Consider the following 18,648-nt stretch of genomic DNA (forward strand, 5'->3'; position numbering starts at 1 on the left):
GTGTACGCCGCTCTCGTGGACGTCGCCCACCTGGACGCCGTCGCTCACGCGGCGGCCCGCTCGGCGCCGTCCGCCGTGATGCCCTTGGTCGAGGCAATCACGTTCTTCAGCTTCTTGGACAGGGCCTCATAGAACATGCTGAGCGGAAACTCGTCCGGGAGCACGTCGTCCACGAGCTTGCGCGGCGGCAGGCTCAGGTCGAGCGCGTCGGGGCCCTTGGCCCACTTGGAGCCGGGGTGCGGGGCGAGATAGGTCGCCACGAGGTCGTACCCGGCGAACCAGTGGACCAGCTTGGGCCGGTCGATGCCGTCGCGGTAGAGCTGCTCGATCTCGGCGCACAGCCGGTTGGTGACCTCGGGGGCGCGCTCCCAGTCGATGGAGAGCTTGTTGTCGGTCCAGCGGACCACGTCGTGCTTGTGCAGGTAGGCGAAGAGCAGCTGGCCGCCGAGCCCGTCGTAGTTGCGGACGCGGTCGCCGGTGACCGGGAAGCGGAACATGCGGTCGAAGAGGACCGCGTACTGCACGTCACGGGCCTGCGGGACGCCGTCCGACTCCAGTTTCACGGCCTCCTTGAAGGCGGTGAGGTCGCAGCGCAGCTCCTCCAGGCCGTACATCCAGAACGGCTGGCGCTGCTTGATCATGAACGGGTCGAACGGCAGGTCGCCGTGGCTGTGGGTGCGGTCGTGGACCATGTCCCAGAGCACGAAGGCCTCTTCGCAGCGCTTCTGGTCGTGGACCAGCTCCGCGATGTCCTCGGGCAGCTCCAGGCCCAGGAGGGCGACGGCGGCGTCGGTGACCTTGCGGAAGCGCGCGGCCTCGCGGTCGCAGAAGATGCCGCCCCAGGAGAAACGTTCCGGCGCCTCGCGGACGGCGATGGTCTCCGGGAAGAGGACGGCGGAGTTGGTGTCGTAGCCCGAGGTGAAGTCCTCGAAGGTGATGCCGCAGAACAGCGGGTTGTCGTACCGCGTGCGCTCCAGCTCGGCCAGCCAGTCCGGCCAGACCATGCGCAGGACGACCGCCTCCAGGTTGCGGTCCGGGTTGCCGTTCTGCGTGTACATCGGGAAGACGACCAGGTGCTGGAGGCCGTGCTCGCGGTGCGCGGCGGGCTGGAAGGCCAGCAGCGAGTCGAGGAAGTCCGGCACCTCGAAGCCGCCCTCGGCCCAGCGGCGCAGGTCCTTCACCAGAGCCTCGTGGTAGGCGGCGTCGTGCGGGAGCAGCGGGGCCAGCTCCTCGACCGCCTCGGTCACCCGGCGGACGGCGGCCTCGGCGTCGGCCCGCGTGGGGGCGCCCTCGGCCGCGAAGTCGATCGATCCGTCCTTGGACTGCCATGGCCGGATCCGCTCCACGGCATCCTTGAGCATCGGCCAGGCCGGGTGCTCGATCACCCTGGTCAGCGAAGGAAGCCGCTCCTCCGCACCCGCCTGCACAAGAATTTCCGTCATGACCCATCCTCCACGGGAGAACCTCGCGTATGGACACCGTATGCATACCCGGTTTCACCGAACAAGAGGGGTCTCGGGAAATTATTCTGCGCAGCCGCCGTTCAGCCGCTGTTTTTCCTGCGGTAAACCGTGACGGCGCTCACTTCCGTCGGACGGATACGACCGCACCGGCGCCTGCGGGTTTCAGCCACCCCGCGCGCGGGCAGCGGCACACGGTCCGTGACGGGGCGGACGCACATGAAGAGCCATCCCAGGGCGGGGCCATTAGGCTGCGGAACGTGCCGCGCGGTCGACGACGTCCGTCGGGTCCGCGGACCGGGCCGCCGTCGACGGAAGCGAGTTGAACCTTGAACTTCCTTACCATCGGACACCGCGGGGTCATGGGCGTCGAGCCCGAGAACACCCTCCGTTCCTTCGTCGCGGCGCAGCAGGCCGGCCTCGACGTCATCGAACTCGACCTGCACCTCAGCAAGGACGGCGCGCTGGTCGTCATGCACGACGCCGAGGTGGACCGCACCACCGACGGCAACGGGGCGATCTCCGAGAAGACCCTCGCGGAGCTGCGCGCGCTCGACGCGGGGCTCGGGGAGCAGGTGCCGGTCTTCGAAGAGGTCCTGGACGCAGTGAGCGCGCCCCTCCAGGCGGAGATCAAGGACGTGGCGGCGGCCAAGGCGCTCGCCGAGGTCATGCACCGCCGGGACCTGGTCTCCCGCGTGGAGGTGCTGTCCTTCCACGACGAGGCGCTGGCGGAGATCTCCCGGCTGGTGCCGGGGGTGCGTACGGCCCTCGTCGCCAGCCGGTACGGCACCGACGTGGTGGACCGGGCGGTGGCGGTGGGCGCCACCGCCCTCTGTCTCAACATCCGCAGGCTCACCCAGGAGACCGTGGAGAAGGCGCGCGCGGCGGACCTGCGGGTCTTCGCCTGGGTGGTCAACACCCAGGACGACCTGCGGCTGGTGCGCGCGCTCCAGCTCGACGGGGCGACGACGGACTATCCGGAGATCAAGCGCACGGGCCGCTTCACGGCCTGAGCCGCTGAGGACGGCTGCCGGGTCAGGCCAGCGGCTTGACCAGCAGCTCGAAGCGCAGGTCGTCCCGGCGCGGTATGCCGAAGCGCTCGTCGCCGTACGGGAAGGGCGAGGTCTTTCCCGTACGGCGGTAGCCGCGCCGCTTGTACCAGGCGATCAGGTCCTCGCGGACGGAGATCACCGTCATGTGCATCTCGGTGACGCCCCAGCTCTCGCGGACCTGGCGCTCCGCCTCCGCCATGACGACCTTGCCCAGGCCCGCGCCCTGGAGGGCGGGGCTGACCGCGAACATGCCGAAGTAGGCGTACTCACCCCGGTGTTCGAGCTGGCAGCAGGCGACGGCGTGGCCGTCCCGCTCCACGACGAGCAGCCTGCTGTCCGGCGACTTGACGATCTCCCGCACGCCCTCGGGGTCGGTCCGCTGTCCGTCCAGGATGTCCGCCTCGGTGGTCCAGCCGACCCGGCTCGCCTCGCCCCGGTACGCCGACTCGACCAGTGCGACGAGGGCGTCCACGTCGGCGTCGGTGGCGTCGCGGAAGGTCAGTCCGGTGGGGTGGTTCATGGGATGTTCTCCGACTTCTCGGGCGCGGCTCGGCCAGGGTCGAGGGTAACCGGGCGATTAGGCTTCGCCCGCATGGTGCATGTACTCGGCAGTCGTCTGCTCGTCCGCCCGACCGACCCCGACCGTTCCCGCGCCTTCTACGGGGATCAGCTGGGGCTCGCCGTCTACCGCGAGTTCGGTACGGGTCCGGAGCGCGGGACCGTCTATTTCCTGGGCGGCGGTTTCCTGGAGGTCTCGGGGCGCTCCGAGACTCCTTCGTCGCCCGAGGTGCGGCTGTGGCTCCAGGTCCCGGATCTGCGGGCCGCGCACAAGGAGCTGCGGGAGAAGGGCGTGGAGATCGTCCGAGCGCCGGAGCGGGAGCCGTGGGGACTGGACGAGATGTGGATCGCGGACCCGGACGGCATTCCGATCGTGCTGGTGGAGGTGCCCGAGGAGCATCCGCTGCGGTACCGGCCGGGGATCTGACGCCCGGGGCGTGGCGGCTTCAGGCACGCAGGCCGCCGAGGTGGCCCTCCAGTCCGTTCAGGAGCACCGCGAGCAGGTCGGACAGCTCTTCCTGGCCCTCGGGGGCGAGTGCGGACAACACCGCCTTCTCGTAGGCGAGTTGCTCGGGGAGGATGCCGTCCACGAGGGCGCGGCCCGCGTCGGTGAGGCGGAGGTGGGCCACCCGGCGGTCGCGGGTGTCGGTGCGCCGTTCGACCAGTTTGGTCTCGGTGAGCCGCTTGAGGCGCTTGGTCACGGCGGCCCCGGAGGAGAAGGTCTCGCGGGCCAGCTCTCCCGGGGTCAGCTCGTGGCCGGTGCGGCGCAGCGCGCCGAGCAGGTCGAACTCGGCGCGGCTGAGTCCCGCGCGGCGCAGCGGGGCGTCCTCGGCCTGCTGGAGGAGGGCGGCGCAGCGGTTGATCCGGCCGATGACCTCCATGGGGCCGGTGTCGAGCCCGGGGTGCACGGCACGCCACTGGCCGACGACCGCAGCGACGGTGTCGGTGCGGGGCGGGGTGTCGGCGCCGCTCCTGGCACCGGCGCCGTCGGCCGTCGGTCCGGGGCCGTCCGTCCGTTCGTCCCCGGTGTCCGGCTGCCCGTTCCTCGCCGTCATGGCCGTACTGCCTCCGTCGTCCCGCTGTCGTGCGCCTGCGCGTGTGCGGCCCGTCCGTGGCGCACCGTCTCGGTGAGCGTACGGTGTCCGGCCTGCTCGGCGCGCAGGACCCGTTCCTCGGGCAGGGGCCGCTGCCACCACTCCCCCAGCGCGGTGTCGGCCGTGGCGCGCAGGTCGACCAGGGCCACGGCGAGGGCGCGGCGCGCGGCGTCCAGGTCGGCGGCACGGGGCTGTGCGAGCAGCCGGTCGGCGTGGGCGCGGGCCTCCTCGGCGGCGGTGAGGGCGTGCTCCATGTGCCGTCCCGCGCGCCGGTTGGTGACGAGGACGGCGGCGGCGAAGCCGGTCAGGGCGCCGACCAGGGTGTCCAGGACGCGCTGGGTCATCAGCGGGCCGGGGTCCTGGAGGCGGGTGAACTCGGTGATGAGCAGCGCCATGGGCGTGACGCAGACGCTGCCGAGCCAGTAGTTGCGGGCGATCAGCGCCTCGGCGCCGAAGTTGCAGGCCGCGCAGCACAGCACGAGCACCACAGGGTGGAGGTGGGTCAGCGGGGCGAGGGCGGCGAAGAGGAGCACCCCGAGCAGGTTGCCGAGGACTCGCTGGAGGGCGCGGCTCCAGGTGCGGGTGACGTTGGCCTGGTAGAGCGCGGCGGCGGTGACGAGGGCCCAGTAGGGGCGGCCGACACCGAGCGCGAGGGCCGCGTATCCGGCGAGCGCGCAGCCCAGCGCGGTGCGGGCGGCGAGCGGGGCGAGGTGGGCCAGGGGGATGCGGCGGGGGCGGGGGTGCGGCGGTTCCGCGACCGTGCCGGTGGCGCTGGGAACGGGGCCGGAGCCGCGCAGTGCGTCGGCGTGGGCGCGCAGTACGGCGGCGTCGGCGTGCGGGGTCGCGAGGGCGGTCTCGGCCTCGGTCAGCAGGGCGGCGAGGGCCTGCCGGGTGGGGTCGGGGCGGACGCCGGGGGCGTGCAGGGCGGACCGGGCGGTGTGCAGGGCGGCGTAGGCGGCCGTACGGGACGGTCCCGCGCCGCTTCCGGCCTGGGCGGCGACCGCGCGCAGGGCCGCCGCGACGGCGCGGCGTTCGGGGCCGTGCGGGCGGAACAGGCCCGGGGCCATGCCGATCAGCCAGGCCCAGGCGCCCGCGCCGAGCGCGAGGGCGAGGTGGCCGGGAATCTGGCCCAGGGCCTGGGGGACGAAGAGCGCGGCGGACATGACGAAGGCGACGACCACGTTGCCGGGCGGGCCGATCCGGGTCGCCTCGCAGACGGTCTTCTGCACGGCGGCCAGCAGGGCGCCGACGGTGACCAGGACGACCGGGTCGGAGGTGAGCGACGCGGCGAGGAGGGCGGCGGCCAGACCGGCGGTCATGCCGAGGACCGCCAGGGCGAGGACACGGGCCCGGGCGGTGTACGGGCGGTCGTGGGCGTAGAGCGCGCACAGCGCCCCGGCCATCGTGTAGAGGGCGAGGTCGAGTCGGCCGAGGGCCAGCAGGACCAGGTTGGGCGGGAGGGTCGCGGCCACGACGCTGAGGGCGGGTTTGAACCAGATCGCGGAGGGCCGTCCGAGACGGAGCGTCTGAGCGAGCGGAAGGGGGCGGAGGGACAGGCTGCTCATACGGATGAACTTAGCATATGTTTTACCCGTAAAAGATATGGCCTCCGGGCGTGCGCGCTCCGGCGAGTGCTCCCCGTGTACTCCCTTGCGCTCGCGTGCGCTCCGCGTGTCGTGGGCATCGCATCTCTCGACCGACGTCGAACGGGGGTGGTGGGCGTGCACGGTCCGGCTTCACCGGCCTGGCTGCTGGTCGCGCTGTGCGCGGCGACCGGGGCCTACTGCCTGCTGCGGATGCGCAGCGGCGTCGAGGAGCAGCGCCGCGCGGCGGGCGGCGAGGCGCTGATGGGCTTCGGGATGGCCGCGATGGCGGTCCCGACGGCGGTGTTCGCTCCCCCGCGCTGGGTGTGGCCGGTGTACGCGGCCGTGTTCGGCGCGGCGGCGCTGCGCGCGCTGTGGGCGGCCCGCCGGGACGCGCATCATCTGCACCATCTGATGGGCACCTCGGCGATGGTCTACATGTCCGTGGTGATGGCCCTCGCCCCGGCCGGGCACCACCACATGCCCGGCGGCTCGGGCGTGGCCCCGCTGACGGGCGCGCTGCTGCTGTACTTCACCGGCTATGTACTGCTGACCGGAGCCCGTCTGGTACCGGCCACCGCTGGTACGGGACGGGGCGCTCCGCGCTGGGGCGACCGGACCGAACTGGCGCGCGTCTGCCGTCTGTCGATGGGGATAGGCACGGTCGCGATGCTGCTGACGATGTGAGGGCGCGGCGGCGGGCAGGACGGTCAACCTCCGTCGCACGTCCGGGCGTTGTCTGCGTCACTTCGGCGGACCGGGTGGCTCCCGGTGGCCGCTCGCGCCCATAGGGTGCTGCCCATGATGGTCCCCGTGGCGCTGCTGCTGCTCGGCATCCTGACCTCCGCCGCCGCTCCCCGGCTGCTCGGGCGGGCGGACTGGCCGGACCGGGAGCCGGTGGTGGCGCTGTGGGCGTGGCAGTGCGTGGTGGCGGCCGTCCTGCTGTGCTGCGCGCTGTCGATGACGCTCAGCGCGGCGGCGGCCTGGCAGGCGGTGCGCGGGCGGGTGTTCGCCCCGGCACCGCACGCGGTCGTCGAGGCGTACGCCCTCGGCACGGGCGGGGCCTGGGCGGCCGGGACGGCGGTGGCCCTCGCCTGCGGTGGCCTGTGGAGCGCCGCGATGCTGGTCCGCGAGGTGGTACGGGTCCGCAGGTGCCGTGGCCGGGACCGGGCCGAACTCCTGCTCCGGGCCCCGCTGTTGCCCGGTGAACTGCCGTCGGAGGGCCGTCTGGTGGTGCTGGAGGGCGAGCGGCCCGACGCGTGGTGGCTGTCCGGTACGGCTCCCCGGCTCGTCGTCACCACGGCCGCGCTGCGTCGCCTGAAGGGGCGTCAGCTCGATGCCCTGCTGGCCCATGAGCAGGGTCACGCGCGGGCCCGGCACGACTGGCTGCTGCACTGTTCGGCGGCGCTGGCGGACGGTTTCCCGCGCGTGCCGGTGTTCGCCGCGTTCCGCGACGAGATTCACCGGCTGGTCGAGTTGGCCGCCGACGACACCGCGTCCCGGCGCTTCGGCCGGGTGACGACGGCGCTCGCGCTGGTCGAACTCAACCAGCACCGGGGCGTGTTCGGGCCGTGCCCCACCCCCGAGTCACATGTGCCGCAGCGGGTGGACCGGCTGCTGACCGCCCCGGAACGGCTTCCGGCACCCCAGCGGCTGCGGTTGACGGCGGCTGCCGCGCTGATCCCGGTGATTCCGGTGCTGGTGACGCTCGTTCCGGCGCTGCGGGCACTGGGTTAAGCCCGCTTCTGCCGCCGACGCGCCGGGACGGTGGGATGCCCATGTACCGCCGTATGTACGAGGATCGCGGCATGTGTCACCAGCCCGCCCGCGCGACTCCCGCCCACCGGCCCTCCCCCGCGCTCCGCACCGCCACTCTCGTCGTGGCCGTCCTCGCCGCCTGCTGCGCCGTCCTGATGTCGCTGGTGGCGGTCGAATGGGCGCCGCTCGTCGAGGCGGACGGCTCCGTGTCCCGGACGACGCACCGCTGGGCGGTCCGCGACGGCGCGGCCACCTCGGTCATGCGGGTGCTGTCGGACTGGGTGCTCGATCCGCTGACCATGCGTCTGGTGTGCGCGGTGGTCGCGCTGTGGCTGCTGTGGCGCCGGGCGGCCTGGTGGACGGCGCTGTGGCTGGTGCTGACCGTCGGGGTGGCGGTGGTGGTGCAGCAGTCGGTGAAGGCCGCGGTCGGTAGGCCGCGTCCGGTGTGGCCGGACCCGGTGGACTCCGCGCGCTTCGCGGCCTTTCCCTCCGGCCATGCGATGACGGCCACCGTGGTCTGCGGCCTGCTCCTGTGGCTGCTCCACCGCGACGGGACGCGTGGGGCCCTGTGGTGGACGGCCGTCGCGGTCGCGCTCCTCGCGGTGGTGGGCGTGGGCGCGACCCGGGTGTGGCTCGGTGTGCACTGGCCCTCGGACGTGCTGGGCGGCTGGCTGTTCGGGGCGCTGGTGGTGGCGGTCGCGGTGGTGGTGTACGAGTGGCGCCCGCGTGGCGTACGGGGACGCGGGCCCGGGTAGGGTCGCGCGCATGAACGCCGTCCTGTTCGACTTCTCCGGCACCCTCTTCCGTATCGAGTCGACCGAGTCGTGGCTGCGCGCCGGGCTCGCGGCCACCGGCGGGCGGCTCGATGAGGCCGAACTCGTCGCCGTGGCACGGCGGTTGGAGGAGGCCGGGGCGCTCCCGGGCGGTGCGGAGCCGCTGCGCGTGCCGGACGGGCTGGCGGAGTCGTGGGAGACCCGCGACCAGAACGCGCAGGCCCACCGGGCCGCGTACACCGGCCTCTCCCGGCTCGTCCCGCTGCCCGACCCGGGGCTGCACGACGCGCTGTACGACCGGCACATGAGCCCGGCCGCGTGGACGCCGTACCCGGACGCGGCGGACGTGCTGCGCAAGCTGCGGGAGCGGGGGACCGCGATCGGGGTGGTCAGCAACATCGGCTGGGACCTGCGTCCGGTGTTCCGCGCACACGGGCTGGACGCGTATGTGGACACCTATGTGCTGTCGTACGAGCACGGGATCAAGAAGCCCGATCCCCGGATCTTCACGCTGGCCTGCGAGCGGCTGGGGGTCGAGCCGCGCGAGGTGCTGATGGTCGGGGACAGCCGTCCGGCCGATGGCGGCGCGGCCGTGCTCGGGTGCCGGGTGCACTTCGTGGACCATCTGCCGGTGGACCGGCGTCCGGACGCGCTGCTGCCGGTGCTGGAGCTGAGCGGGTGAGAGGGCCCCGCAGGGGGCGCTCACCGGTGTGCCGGCCGCCTGAGACGATCCCCCGCGTCGCCCCAGACGGACGGCACCCCTGAACAGGCCCCGCGCGAAGCGGTGCCTGGTCCGACGAGTATAGTTGGCCGCCAGCCAGTCAACGCAGGAGTTCGACGATGTCCCCGCGCAGCGCCTCGGTCAACGAAGAGCTGCGCCGCCGTTCCCGGGAGCGTCTGCTGCAGGCCGCGGTGGAGCTGGTCGGCGAACGCGGCTACGACGCGACCACCCTCGGAGACATCGCGGACCGCGCCGGTTCGGCGCGCGGACTGGTGTCGTACTACTTCCCCGGCAAGCGCCAGCTGGTGCAGTCCGCCGTGCACCGGCTGATGCACCGCACGCTGGAGGAGGCGCTGGAGCGGGAGCCGCGCACCGAGGACGGGCGCGAGCGGCTGGCCCGCGCCGTCGACGCGATCCTGGGCCTGGCCCGGGACCGGCCCGTGCTCATGCGCCAGCACATGGCGGGGCTGCTCCAGGCCGAGGGCTTCGTGCAGTGCCCGGAGCAGCGGCGCCTGTCGGAGCTCCTTGGCGACACGGTGGCGCGGTACGGCTCGGCGGACGTGCCCGCCGACTACCCCATGCTGCGGGCGCTGCTGATGGGCGCGGTGTACGCGGCGCTCGTGCCCGGGGTGCCGATGCCCGTGCCGGTGCTGCGCGCGGAGCTGTTCGAGCGGTACGGGCTGGACTGGGAGCTGGGGGTGCCGCCGGAGAGTGCGGCGGCCGGGGGCGAGGCGGAGCGGGATCTGTCGCGGTTCTTCGCGACCGGGGAGCGGCCGGAGCCGGACCGGGCCTGAGCCCTGCCGATCGCCCACCGGCCCGGCACCGGCACCGCCCGGACTGAGCTCGGGACCGCCCGGGCCTGAGCGCGGCACCGCCCGGGTGGCCTGCCAGCTCCTGCCGCCGTGGGCCGCCGGTGCCATGCTGGAGCCGTCAGGGCACTCTCCCGATGCCCTCGGGGTGAGGAGGCCGCCGTGCTGCGTGTCGCCGTCGTCGGCTCCGGACCGAGCGGGTGCTACACCGCGCAGAATCTGGTCCAGCTCCGTCCGGACGTGCAAGTGGATGTGCTGGACCGGCTGCCCGCGCCGTTCGGCCTGGTCAGGTATGGCGTCGCCCCGGACCACGAGAAGATCAAGTCGCTCCAGGACAGTCTGCGGACCGTGCTGGAGCACGAGCGGGTGCGGTTCCTCGGCGGGGTCGAGGTCGGCGGCCCGGACGGCATCGCGCCGGAGCGGCTGCGGGAGACGTACCACGCGGTCGTCTACTGCGTGGGCGCCGCCACCGGGCGCCGTCTGGACATCCCCGGCGAGGATCTGCCGGGCAGCTGGGCGGCGACGGACTTCGTGTCCTGGTACAGCGCCCACCCGGACGCGGCGGGCCTCGGCTCACTGAGCGACGTGCGCTCGGCGGTGGTGATCGGCGCGGGCAACGTGGCGCTGGACGTGACCCGGATGCTGGTGCGGGGCGCGGAGCAGCTGCACGGCACGGACATGCCGCAGGCGCCCCTGGACGTGCTGGCCGCGAGCGGTGTCGGCGAGGTGCACATGGCGGCGCGGCGCGGGCCGACCCAGGCCCGGTTCACCACCAAGGAGCTGCGCGAGCTGGGGCAGCTGCCCGGCACTCAAGTCCACGTGGAACTGGCCGAGTTGGCGCTCGACCCGGCCTTCGCGGAACTGTCCGCACTGCCCGCCGCGCAGCGGCGCAACGCGGAGGTGCTGCGCGACTGGGCAGCGCTGCCGGGACCGGAGGCGGAGCGGAACATCCGGATGCGGTTCTTCCTGCGGCCCGTCGAAATCCTGGAGGAGAACGGCCGGGTGGGCGGCGTGCGCTTCGAGCGGACGGCACCGGACGGGCGGGGCGGTGTCGTCGGGACGGGCCGATTCGAGGACGTCCCCGCACAGTTGGTGCTGCGCTCGGTGGGCTATCGCGGAGTGCCGCCCGAGGGGCTGCCATTGGACCCGGCGACCGGGACCGTGCCGCATCAGGAGGGCCGGGTGCTGCGGGACGGGGTGGCCTCGCCCGGTGAGTACGTCGCCGGGTGGATCAAGCGGGGGCCGACCGGGGTCATCGGCAGCAACCGGCCCTGCGCCAAGGAGACGGTGGCCTCGCTGCTCGCCGACGCCCCCGCGCTCGCCGCCCGCGAGGTGCCGGACGAACCGCTCGCCGCGCTCAAGGAGTCGGGGATCGAGCCGGTGCCGTGGCCGGGCTGGCTGGCCATCGAGCGGGCCGAGGCGGAGCTGGGGGAACGCCTCGGGCGCAAGGTGGTCAAACTGGCGGACTGGGACGAGCTGTTGGCGGCGGCGCGGACCGTGTAGGCGACGCGCGCAGGGAAGTTGGCATCTCCGCGCCCCCGGTGGGGCAGGACACACGGCGGCAACGCCGCGGAAATCAACAATCTGTTCAAGGCGCTTACCGTCGCCTGCAGTTCGGATGCCGCTCCCCCACCGCCGCTCTGGAGTCCCCATGGCAGAGACCGCAGTTGTCCATCCCGTCGACGAGATACCACCGGTGCGCAGCCTCGCGGCCTTCGGTCTGCAGCATGTGCTCGCGATGTACGCGGGCGCGGTGGCGGTGCCGTTGATCGTGGGCGGCGCGATGAAGCTGTCCGCCGCCGACCTGGCGTATCTGATCACCGCCGATCTGCTGGTGTGCGGGGTGGCGACGCTGATCCAGTGCGTCGGGTTCTGGCGGTTCGGCGTACGGCTGCCGATCATGCAGGGGTGCACGTTCGCGGCGGTCTCGCCGATGGTGCTGATCGGGACGACGGGTGGTGGACTGCCCGCGATCTACGGCGCGGTGATCGTCGCGGGTCTTGCGATCATGCTCCTCGCACCGGTGTTCGGCAGGCTGCTGCGCTTCTTCCCGCCGCTGGTCACCGGCACGGTGATTCTGATCATCGGGGTCTCGCTGCTGCCGGTCGCGGGCAACTGGGCGGCGGGCGGAGCGGGCGCGAAGGACTTCGGGGCGCCCCGGAATCTGGCGCTGGCGGCGTTCGTGCTCGTGGTGGTGCTCGGGGTGCAGCGGTTCGCCCCGGCGTTCCTCTCCCGGATCGCCGTGCTGACCGGCATCGTGGTGGGCCTCGCGGTGGCCGTGCCGTTCGGCTTCACGGACTTCGGCGGGGTCGGGGACGCGGACTGGGTGGGGATCAGCACCCCGTTCCACTTCGGGGCGCCCGAGTTCCGGGTGTCCGCGATCGTCTCCATGCTGGTGGTGGCGCTGGTGACGATGACGGAGACCACGGGTGACCTGATCGCGGTGGGCGAGCTGACGGACCGTCAAGTGGAGTCGCGCTCGCTGGCCGACGGGCTGCGCGCGGACGGGTTGTCGACGGTGCTCGGCGGGGTGTTCAACACCTTCCCGTACACGGCGTACGCGCAGAACGTGGGCCTGGTCGGGATGACCCGGGTGCGCAGCCGCTGGGTGGTCGCCGCGGCCGGGGGACTCCTCGTGCTGCTCGGTCTGCTGCCCAAGCTGGGCGCGCTGGTGGCGGCGGTTCCGGCCCCTGTGCTCGGCGGGGCCGGGCTGGTGATGTTCGGGACGGTCGCGGCGAGCGGGCTGCGGACGCTGGCCCGGGTCGACTTCAAGGACAACCACCATCTGACGGTCGTCGCGGTCTCGGTGGCGGTCGGGGTGCTGCCGGTGGGCGTGCCGGACGTGTACGCGAGGTTCCCGGACTGGTTCCAGACGGTGATGAACAGCGGGATCAGCGCGGGGTGTCTGACCGCGATCGCGCTGAACCTGCTGTTCAACCATCTGCCGTCGAGGAGCGGCGACGGAGCCGTACCGGCCGACGCGACGCCCGCGCAAGAGGCTCCCGCACAGAGCGCCTAGGCCGCGTCCTCCTCCTTCGGCAGCAGCCGTACGACCGTCTCCTCCAGGCGCGGCAGGGCCCGCTGGCCCGCCACCGCGAGGAGGATCGCCAGGGCGACGCCGGTCCAGGCGACGGGCCCGAGCGGGGTGCAGCCGACGAGGCGGCTGACGCCGGGGGTCTGGATGACGGCGACGAGGACGGCGGCCGAGCCGAGGGCGGTGAAGCGGACGAGGGTGCTGTCGCGGCGGTCCAGGAGCGTCTGCACGAGCTGGGTGCCGACCACGCCGCACAGCGCCATGGTGCTGGAGCGGCGGGCCGTGCCGGGGGTGAAGCGGCCGATCAGCCAGGCGACGGTCGCGCCGAGCGCGGTGGTCAGGGCGCGGTGCCGGATCTGCCGGATCAGGGGCGCGCCGAGGACGCCGCCCGCCGCGTCCTCCGGGGTGGTGGTCCACTCCCCCGCGTCCTCGTCCTCGGGCGCCTTCGGGGTGACGGCGACCGCCATGGCCGGGAACAGGTCGGTGAACAGGTTGACCAGCAGCATCTGGCGGGTGGAGAGCGGTGCGGTGCCCGAGACCAGGGTGCCGAGGATGCCGAAGCCGACCTCGCCCGCGTTGCCGCCGATGAGGATGGCGATGGCGTCGGCGACGCTGTGCCACAGCGAGCGGCCCTCGCCGATGGCGTCGATCAGAACGGTCAGGTCGTCGTCGGTGAGCACGATGTCGGCGGCGTTGCGGGCGGCGGCCGAGCCGCGGGCGCTGATGCCCACGCCGATGTCGGCGGCGCGGATCGCGGCGGCGTCGTTGGCACCGTCCCCGACCATGCCGACGACCCGGCCCGCGTCCCGCAGCGCCTCGACGACCTGGAGTTTCTGCTCGGGCGCGACCCGGGCGACCACTCCGGCGTCGCGCAGCATCCGGGCCCGGGTCCTGCGGTCCGCGGCGGCCAGTTCGTCCCCGGTGACGACCTCGGTGCCCTCGGGCCAGCCGAGGTCGCGGGCGATGGCGCGGGCGGTCTGCGGGTGGTCGCCGGTGAGCATGACGGGGCGTACGCCCTCCTCGTACAGGCCGCGCACCAGGGCCCGGGAGGTCTCGCGGGGGACGTCGGAGAGCGCGAGGAGGCCGTTGAACTCCAGGGCGTGCAGCGGGTCTTCGAGGACTTTTGTCTCGTCCTCGTCGTCGGCGAGGGGGCGGGCGGCCACCGCGAGGACGCGCAGTCCGTCCCCGGCCAGCTCGTGCGCGGTGGCGAAGGCGGGGTCGGGGGTGCCCTCGCAGGCGGGCAGCACGGTCTCGGGGGCGCCCTTGACCACGAGGAGGCGCGGTCCTTCGCCCTCACGGCCGACAGCGGCGGCATAACCCCGGGCGGCCTCGAAGGACAGGCCGCCGAGCTGGGTCCACTCGGGATCGGGGCCCGCGGCGTCGAGGACCGCCTCGTCGGTGGCGTGCACGGGGCGTCCGGAGCCGCCGTTCACACGGGGGCAGGCGCGGGCGGCGCGCAGCAGGGTGCGCGCGGGGCCGGGGTCGTCGACGGCGCCGACCGTGCCCTCGGCGTCGGAGACCCGCACCAGGCGGAGCCGGTTCTCGGTGAGGGTGCCGGTCTTGTCGAAGCAGAAGGTGTCGACGCGGCCCAGCGCCTCCAGGGTGCGCGGGGTGCGCACGAGCACGCCGTCGCGGCTGAGCCGCCGGGCGGCGGCGAGCTGGGCGACGGTGGCGACGAGCGGCAGCCCCTCGGGCACGGCGGCCACGGCGACGGCCACGCCTCCGCTGACGGCCTCGCGCACCGGGGTGCCGCGCAGCAGCGCGAGTCCGGTGACGGCGGCGCCACCCGCGAGGGTCAACGGCAGGGCCTTGCGGGTGAGTTCCTGGAGGCGGCCCTGCACTCCGGCGGCCGGGGGCGTACGGCCCGCGAGGTGGACGGCGCGGGCGGCCTCGGTGCGTTCCCCGGTGTCGACCACGACGGCGTGCGCGGTGCCCGCCACCACGGTCGTGCCCTCGAAGACCATGCAGCGCCGCTCGGCGACGGCGACGTGCGGGGTGGGGTCGGGGTCCTTCTGCACCGGCAGCGACTCGCCGGTGAGCGCGGACTCGTCCACCTCCAGGCCGTCCTCCCAGAGCAGCCGGGCGTCGGCGGGCACCACGTCGTCGCCCTTCAGCTCGATCACGTCGCCGGGGCGCAGCGTGCCCGCGTCGACGGTCACGGTGCCGCCCGCCGGGGCCTCCTCCGGCGGGGGTGCCACGCGGGCCTTGCGCTGCTGTTCGGCCTGGAGCCCGGACAGCGCCCGTTCGGCGCGCAGCCGCTGGACTCCGCCGACGAGCGCGTTGAGATCGAGGGCGCCGACGACCAGCAGGGCGTCCACGACCGAGCCCAGGATGGCGGAGGCCGCGGAGCCGACGGCGAGGACCGGGGTGAGCGGGTCGTCCAGCTCGCCGCGTACGGCCTGGCCGAGCTGCCAGCTCCAGCGGGCGGGGACGAGCGCGGGGTGCCGTACCGCGTGCCGTACGGTACGGCGGGCCGTGGCCAGCGCGCGTTCCAGGGCGGTGGGCGGGGCGTCCGCGGTGCGGTCCAGGCGCTCCATGGCCTCCTGGGGGCCGAGTTCGTGCCAGCGGACCCGGGCGCGCGGGCGCGGGGTGCGGGCGGAGGCCACGCCGAGGGCGGCCCAGATGCCGGAGAACAGCGCGGTCAGCGCGCCGGTGTCGACCGGGGCGTGCCGCAGTCCGGGCAGCAGTGAGTGGCGTCTGCCGCGGTGGCCGTCCCCGATGGCGACGAGGAGGCCGGAGAGCGCGGCGCCGGAGCGGGCGAGGACCTGTCCGCGCCGGCTCACGTCGCGGGCGGCGGGGATCGCGGTCAGCAGCCGCCACACGTCGGGCAGTCCGTGCGGGGCGAGGACGTCGGCGCCCCAGACCACGGCGCCGCCGTGGTCGGTGAGCACCACGGCGATGTCGCTGCCGCGCAGCCCGGCCAGCACCTCGCGCTCCTCGGCGGTGCGCGGCCGGGCCACCGTGATGACGACGTCCTCCCGGCCGCAGGCGGCTTCGACGTCCTCCTCCTCGCCCACCTCGGCGCGCAGGGCGTACACCACGTCGTCCAGCGGGCGCCGGGCGTCCACCACTTGGTCGGCGAGCCCGGTGAAGTCCTCCAGGGCGGGGTCGTCCACCAGCACGACGCGGAGTCCGGCGCGGCGGGCGGCATCGAGCACGGCCTCGGTCCAGGGGTCGGCCAGTCCGTCGTCGGTGCGCAGGGCGCTCGGGTGGAGGACGAGGGTGCCGGCGGTCTCCAGCTGTCGCAGCCGCTCGGGGTCGCGGACGAGCACGCCGTCGCGGGCCAGCGACGTGCCGAACACGGCGTGGAAGGCGGCGGGGGCGTAGCGGGCGGCCTTGGGCGAACCGGCGAGCACGGCCTCGGCGGCGGAGTTGGTGTCGTGCTTGACCAGGAAGGCGGCCACCGCGCCGAGCACGCTGCCGATCGAGGCGTGGGCGGCGTACGCCTGCACCGGGGACTCGCGCAGGGACGGGCGCGGGGTGTCGTCGCCGGTGACGCTCACCCGGCCCGGGCCGCAGAGCTGGTCGTGGACCGTGTCGAAGGCGGCGGCGCGGGCCACGGTCTCGGCGAGCTGGCAGCCGCGCAGGGTGCCGTCGAGCACCAGGGAGGTGGGGGTCTGCCCGGCGGCGTGGACGGTGGCGTTCGCGGTGGCCAGCAGGAGGTCCATGCGGGTGGCGCCGATGCGGGAGCGCAGCAGGGCGCGGAAGCGCGGGTTCTCGCGCAGGAAGGTCACCACGGCGGTCAGCGCGCGAGGCGTGGGCGGGGTACGCAGCAGGAAGGTGGTGACCGCGACGGAGATGCCGAGGATGTCGATGCCGAGGGTGGTCGCGGCGGCGCGTACTCCGGCCGGGTCGGCGGGGTGGGTGTTCTCCTCGGGGTCGCCGCCCGCCACGAGCAGTCCCTCGCGCTGCGCGAGGTCGGCCGCGTGGTCGACGACCCGGTCGAGCATGTCGTCCTCGGTGACGGTGACGACGAGCCGGGCCAGGCCGTCGTCCCAGTAGGCGAAGACCACGTCGGGCCGCTCCGCCAGGGTGACGGCGATCCGGCGGGCCAGGTGCGCGGTGCCGCCTTCGTGGCGTACGCGCTCCGGGTGCGCGGCGCGCAGCGGGAGGTGGGCGCGGACGCCGGAGCGCCAGTGGGCGGGGCCGCCGGGCAGGGCGGAGCGCACGACGCGGGCGACCCGGGCGGTCGTGTCGGCGGCCCGTACGCCCGCGCGGGCGGTGCCGACCGCGGCGCCCGCCGCCAGTCCGACGGCGGGCGCGGCGGCTCCGGCGAGAAGTCCGGGTACGGCGGGCAGCCGTCGGACGGCGGTGACCGGTGACGTCAGCAGCTCGAGCACCATTGCGGCGCCGTCAGAGGCTGGTGCGTTCGGGGCGGGCGGTGGGGCCGAGCGGGCCCGTGGTGCCCTTGGCGTGGGCGCCGGTACGGGCCGGGTTCGCCGGGGCCGCCTTGACCGGGCCGGGGGGTTCCTGGTGGTGCGCCTCCGGCTCGGCGCCGGAGCGGAGGGCGGCGCTGCCGAGGTCGTGCGCGGGCTCGCCCGCCACCTCGTGGGTCTCCTCGGCCGGCGGCTCCTCCTGACCGTTCGCGTGGTGCGCCGGGCGGGGCTGGGTCAGCCAGGCGACGGCCGCTCCGGTGAGGGCGACCGGCCACTCCACGACACCGGTGACCCCCAGGACCCCCGCCCCGGCGTACACGAGCACCCGGCGGCCACGTGGGGACACCACGCCGACCTTGTCCAGCGTCTCCTGGGCCGCCTTGCCGACCATGGCGGCGCCGGGCACTTTGCCCAGGACGGAGGCGGCGCCGCGCAGGGGCGCGGTGAGGAACGACGAGGACTTCCGCTCAGCCATGACTCTCCTCGGGTGCGTTCGCCTGCCGTGCCCCACGAGCACGCACACGCTGTCCACCCCCTCCTCCCAGGGAACGCCAGGGCGGGGCCCGCCGCCACTCGGCGGGGGCGGGCGGGGTACGCGGCGAGAGCACGCCCGCCGGCCGGGCCGTAGCGCCCGGCACTACGACCCTCGGCGGAACCGCTCAGCCCGCTCCGAGCAGCCCCACCGGCCCCGCCAGCTCCCGCTGGTACTCCGCGTAGGCGGCCCGCAGCCGGTCGCCCGGCCAGTGGGGCGGGAGGAGTTCGGGCGGGAGGACCGGGTCGGTCAGCAGGTGGCGGACCATCGCGGCGTAGGCGGCCAGGCGGGTGGCCGGGGTCTCGGCCGCTGCCGCACCGGTCAGCAGGGTGTTCGCGGTCGTCGCCCAGGCGGGCAGCGGCCACAGGCGCGCGACCAGGCGGGAGGCGGGCTCGTCGGGGCGGCCCCGGTAGGTGAGGGCGACCCGGTCCAGTTCCGGGGGGAGCGGGCGTGCCAGGTTGGCCGGGCGGAGCCAGACGCCCTCGCGGAGTTCGGCCAGCCGGAGTTCCCCGAGACGGGAGCGGAGGTCGGCGCGGGCGGCGGGGTCGCGGCCGGTCGCGGTGATGACGACCATCTCCCAGTCGCCGTCCCAGGGCCGGGTCAGGGGTCGTACGGCCTCGTCCTGGCGTCGCTGGCGGGCCAGGAGGCGGTCGCTGAGGCCGTACACCGCGTCCGTGCGGCGCAGGTCGCCCGCCGCGACCATCCGGCTCAGCGCGGCGCGCAGGGTGGAGCCGCCCACGCCGAACGGCTCGACCAGCCGGAGCAGGTCCTTCACGGGGAGCCGGGGCGGGTGCGCGCCGAGGAGCAGGCTCAGGACGACCGACCGCGCGGACAGGGGGCGCGGTGCGGGGGCGGTCCCGTGCGGCGGATCTTTCAGGGGCATGGGCACGTACTGTAC

At 74.4% G+C, this 18,648-nt stretch carries 16 protein-coding genes; 9 read left to right on the top strand and 7 right to left on the bottom strand.

Going from position 1 to position 18,648, the window contains the following annotated elements; genetic code table 11:
- Positions 1-44: 44 nt before the first annotated feature.
- Entirely contained in the window at positions 45-1,442 is a 1,398-nt protein-coding gene (locus B079_RS0113745) for a DUF6421 family protein (protein WP_026248668.1), read from the bottom strand.
- Between the two features lie 347 nt (positions 1,443-1,789).
- Between B079_RS0113745 and B079_RS0113750 the strand changes: the two genes are divergently transcribed.
- Positions 1,790-2,473: a glycerophosphodiester phosphodiesterase gene (locus tag B079_RS0113750; protein WP_026248669.1), complete on the top strand. Its 684-nt coding sequence runs from the start codon at positions 1,790-1,792 to the stop codon at positions 2,471-2,473.
- A gap of 22 nt (positions 2,474-2,495) precedes the next feature.
- Here the strand turns inward: B079_RS0113750 and B079_RS0113755 are convergent, their stop codons facing one another.
- Complete coding sequence (locus B079_RS0113755) at positions 2,496-3,032, bottom strand: GNAT family N-acetyltransferase (protein ID WP_018546393.1); 537 nt, start codon at positions 3,030-3,032, stop codon at positions 2,496-2,498.
- A gap of 72 nt (positions 3,033-3,104) precedes the next feature.
- Between B079_RS0113755 and B079_RS0113760 the strand changes: the two genes are divergently transcribed.
- Positions 3,105-3,497 carry a VOC family protein gene (locus B079_RS0113760; protein ID WP_018546394.1) on the top strand — a complete coding sequence of 131 codons (393 nt, stop codon included), beginning with the start codon at positions 3,105-3,107 and terminating at the stop codon, positions 3,495-3,497.
- 19 nt (positions 3,498-3,516) lie between these two features.
- On the opposite strand, the gene B079_RS0113765 is transcribed toward B079_RS0113760, so the two are convergent.
- A complete protein-coding gene (locus B079_RS0113765) occupies positions 3,517-4,125 on the bottom strand; it encodes a MarR family winged helix-turn-helix transcriptional regulator (RefSeq protein WP_018546395.1) in 609 nt (202 codons plus the stop codon).
- The gene (locus B079_RS0113770; RefSeq protein WP_018546396.1) at positions 4,122-5,729 is read right to left on the bottom strand and encodes an FUSC family protein; all 1,608 of its coding nucleotides are present in this window, start codon (positions 5,727-5,729) and stop codon (positions 4,122-4,124) included. The genes B079_RS0113765 and B079_RS0113770 overlap by 4 nt, the downstream gene beginning before the upstream one ends.
- Positions 5,730-5,885: 156 nt before the next feature.
- On the opposite strand from B079_RS0113770, the gene B079_RS0113775 reads away from it, so the two are divergent.
- The 7 genes from B079_RS0113775 (at position 5,886) to B079_RS0113805 (ending at position 12,827) form a co-directional block, all read left to right on the top strand.
- Positions 5,886-6,434 carry a DUF5134 domain-containing protein gene (locus B079_RS0113775; protein WP_026248670.1) on the top strand — a complete coding sequence of 183 codons (549 nt, stop codon included), beginning with the start codon at positions 5,886-5,888 and terminating at the stop codon, positions 6,432-6,434.
- Positions 6,435-6,548: 114 nt separating this feature from the next.
- Positions 6,549-7,484, top strand: coding sequence for a M56 family metallopeptidase (locus tag B079_RS0113780; protein WP_018546398.1), 936 nt, complete (start codon positions 6,549-6,551; stop codon positions 7,482-7,484).
- Between the two features lie 71 nt (positions 7,485-7,555).
- Positions 7,556-8,260 carry a phosphatase PAP2 family protein gene (locus B079_RS0113785; protein WP_106432320.1) on the top strand — a complete coding sequence of 235 codons (705 nt, stop codon included), beginning with the start codon at positions 7,556-7,558 and terminating at the stop codon, positions 8,258-8,260.
- Between the two features lie 10 nt (positions 8,261-8,270).
- Positions 8,271-8,960 carry an HAD family hydrolase gene (locus B079_RS0113790; RefSeq protein WP_026248672.1) on the top strand — a complete coding sequence of 230 codons (690 nt, stop codon included), beginning with the start codon at positions 8,271-8,273 and terminating at the stop codon, positions 8,958-8,960.
- A 158-nt stretch (positions 8,961-9,118) separates the two neighbouring features.
- The gene (locus B079_RS0113795; RefSeq protein WP_018546401.1) at positions 9,119-9,793 is read left to right on the top strand and encodes a TetR/AcrR family transcriptional regulator; all 675 of its coding nucleotides are present in this window, start codon (positions 9,119-9,121) and stop codon (positions 9,791-9,793) included.
- 177 nt (positions 9,794-9,970) lie between these two features.
- Positions 9,971-11,311 (top strand): FAD-dependent oxidoreductase, encoded by a 1,341-nt coding sequence (locus B079_RS0113800; RefSeq protein ID WP_018546402.1) that lies wholly within the window; start codon positions 9,971-9,973, stop codon positions 11,309-11,311.
- A 148-nt stretch (positions 11,312-11,459) separates the two neighbouring features.
- Complete coding sequence (locus B079_RS0113805; protein ID WP_026248673.1) at positions 11,460-12,827, top strand: nucleobase:cation symporter-2 family protein; 1,368 nt, start codon at positions 11,460-11,462, stop codon at positions 12,825-12,827.
- Here B079_RS0113805 and B079_RS0113810 read toward each other — a convergent pair.
- The 3 genes from B079_RS0113810 to B079_RS0113820 all read right to left on the bottom strand — a co-directional run bounded on the left by B079_RS0113810 (position 12,824) and on the right by B079_RS0113820 (position 18,633).
- Positions 12,824-17,185 (bottom strand): cation-translocating P-type ATPase, encoded by a 4,362-nt coding sequence (locus B079_RS0113810; RefSeq protein WP_018546404.1) that lies wholly within the window; start codon positions 17,183-17,185, stop codon positions 12,824-12,826. The two genes, B079_RS0113805 and B079_RS0113810, sit on opposite strands and share 4 nt — an antisense overlap.
- Before the next feature lie 10 nt (positions 17,186-17,195).
- Positions 17,196-17,693 carry a hypothetical protein gene (locus B079_RS0113815; RefSeq protein WP_018546405.1) on the bottom strand — a complete coding sequence of 166 codons (498 nt, stop codon included), beginning with the start codon at positions 17,691-17,693 and terminating at the stop codon, positions 17,196-17,198.
- A 184-nt stretch (positions 17,694-17,877) separates the two neighbouring features.
- A complete protein-coding gene (locus tag B079_RS0113820; RefSeq protein WP_018546406.1) occupies positions 17,878-18,633 on the bottom strand; it encodes a PaaX family transcriptional regulator C-terminal domain-containing protein in 756 nt (251 codons plus the stop codon).
- Positions 18,634-18,648: the final 15 nt, after the last annotated feature.

This window comes from Streptomyces sp. LaPpAH-108, from assembly GCF_000373625.1.
Classification (GTDB): Bacteria; Actinomycetota; Actinomycetes; order Streptomycetales; family Streptomycetaceae; genus Streptomyces.

What these genes read in the sequence shown, in the direction of transcription:
- B079_RS0113745 (WP_026248668.1), bottom strand. Translation starts at nt 1,442, where the DNA reads ATGACGGAAATTCTTGTGCAGGCGGGTGCGGAGGAGCGGCTTCCTTCG.
- B079_RS0113760 (WP_018546394.1), top strand. Translation starts at nt 3,105, where the DNA reads ATGGTGCATGTACTCGGCAGTCGTCTGCTCGTCCGCCCGACCGACCCC.
- B079_RS0113770 (WP_018546396.1), bottom strand. Translation starts at nt 5,729, where the DNA reads ATGAGCAGCCTGTCCCTCCGCCCCCTTCCGCTCGCTCAGACGCTCCGT.
- B079_RS0113805 (WP_026248673.1), top strand. Translation starts at nt 11,460, where the DNA reads ATGGCAGAGACCGCAGTTGTCCATCCCGTCGACGAGATACCACCGGTG.
- B079_RS0113790 (WP_026248672.1), top strand. Translation starts at nt 8,271, where the DNA reads ATGAACGCCGTCCTGTTCGACTTCTCCGGCACCCTCTTCCGTATCGAG.
- B079_RS0113780 (WP_018546398.1), top strand. Translation starts at nt 6,549, where the DNA reads ATGATGGTCCCCGTGGCGCTGCTGCTGCTCGGCATCCTGACCTCCGCC.
- B079_RS0113815 (WP_018546405.1), bottom strand. Translation starts at nt 17,693, where the DNA reads ATGGCTGAGCGGAAGTCCTCGTCGTTCCTCACCGCGCCCCTGCGCGGC.
- B079_RS0113755 (WP_018546393.1), bottom strand. Translation starts at nt 3,032, where the DNA reads ATGAACCACCCCACCGGACTGACCTTCCGCGACGCCACCGACGCCGAC.
- B079_RS0113785 (WP_106432320.1), top strand. Translation starts at nt 7,556, where the DNA reads ATGTGTCACCAGCCCGCCCGCGCGACTCCCGCCCACCGGCCCTCCCCC.
- B079_RS0113765 (WP_018546395.1), bottom strand. Translation starts at nt 4,125, where the DNA reads ATGACGGCGAGGAACGGGCAGCCGGACACCGGGGACGAACGGACGGAC.
- B079_RS0113795 (WP_018546401.1), top strand. Translation starts at nt 9,119, where the DNA reads ATGTCCCCGCGCAGCGCCTCGGTCAACGAAGAGCTGCGCCGCCGTTCC.
- B079_RS0113820 (WP_018546406.1), bottom strand. Translation starts at nt 18,633, where the DNA reads ATGCCCCTGAAAGATCCGCCGCACGGGACCGCCCCCGCACCGCGCCCC.
- B079_RS0113810 (WP_018546404.1), bottom strand. Translation starts at nt 17,185, where the DNA reads ATGGTGCTCGAGCTGCTGACGTCACCGGTCACCGCCGTCCGACGGCTG.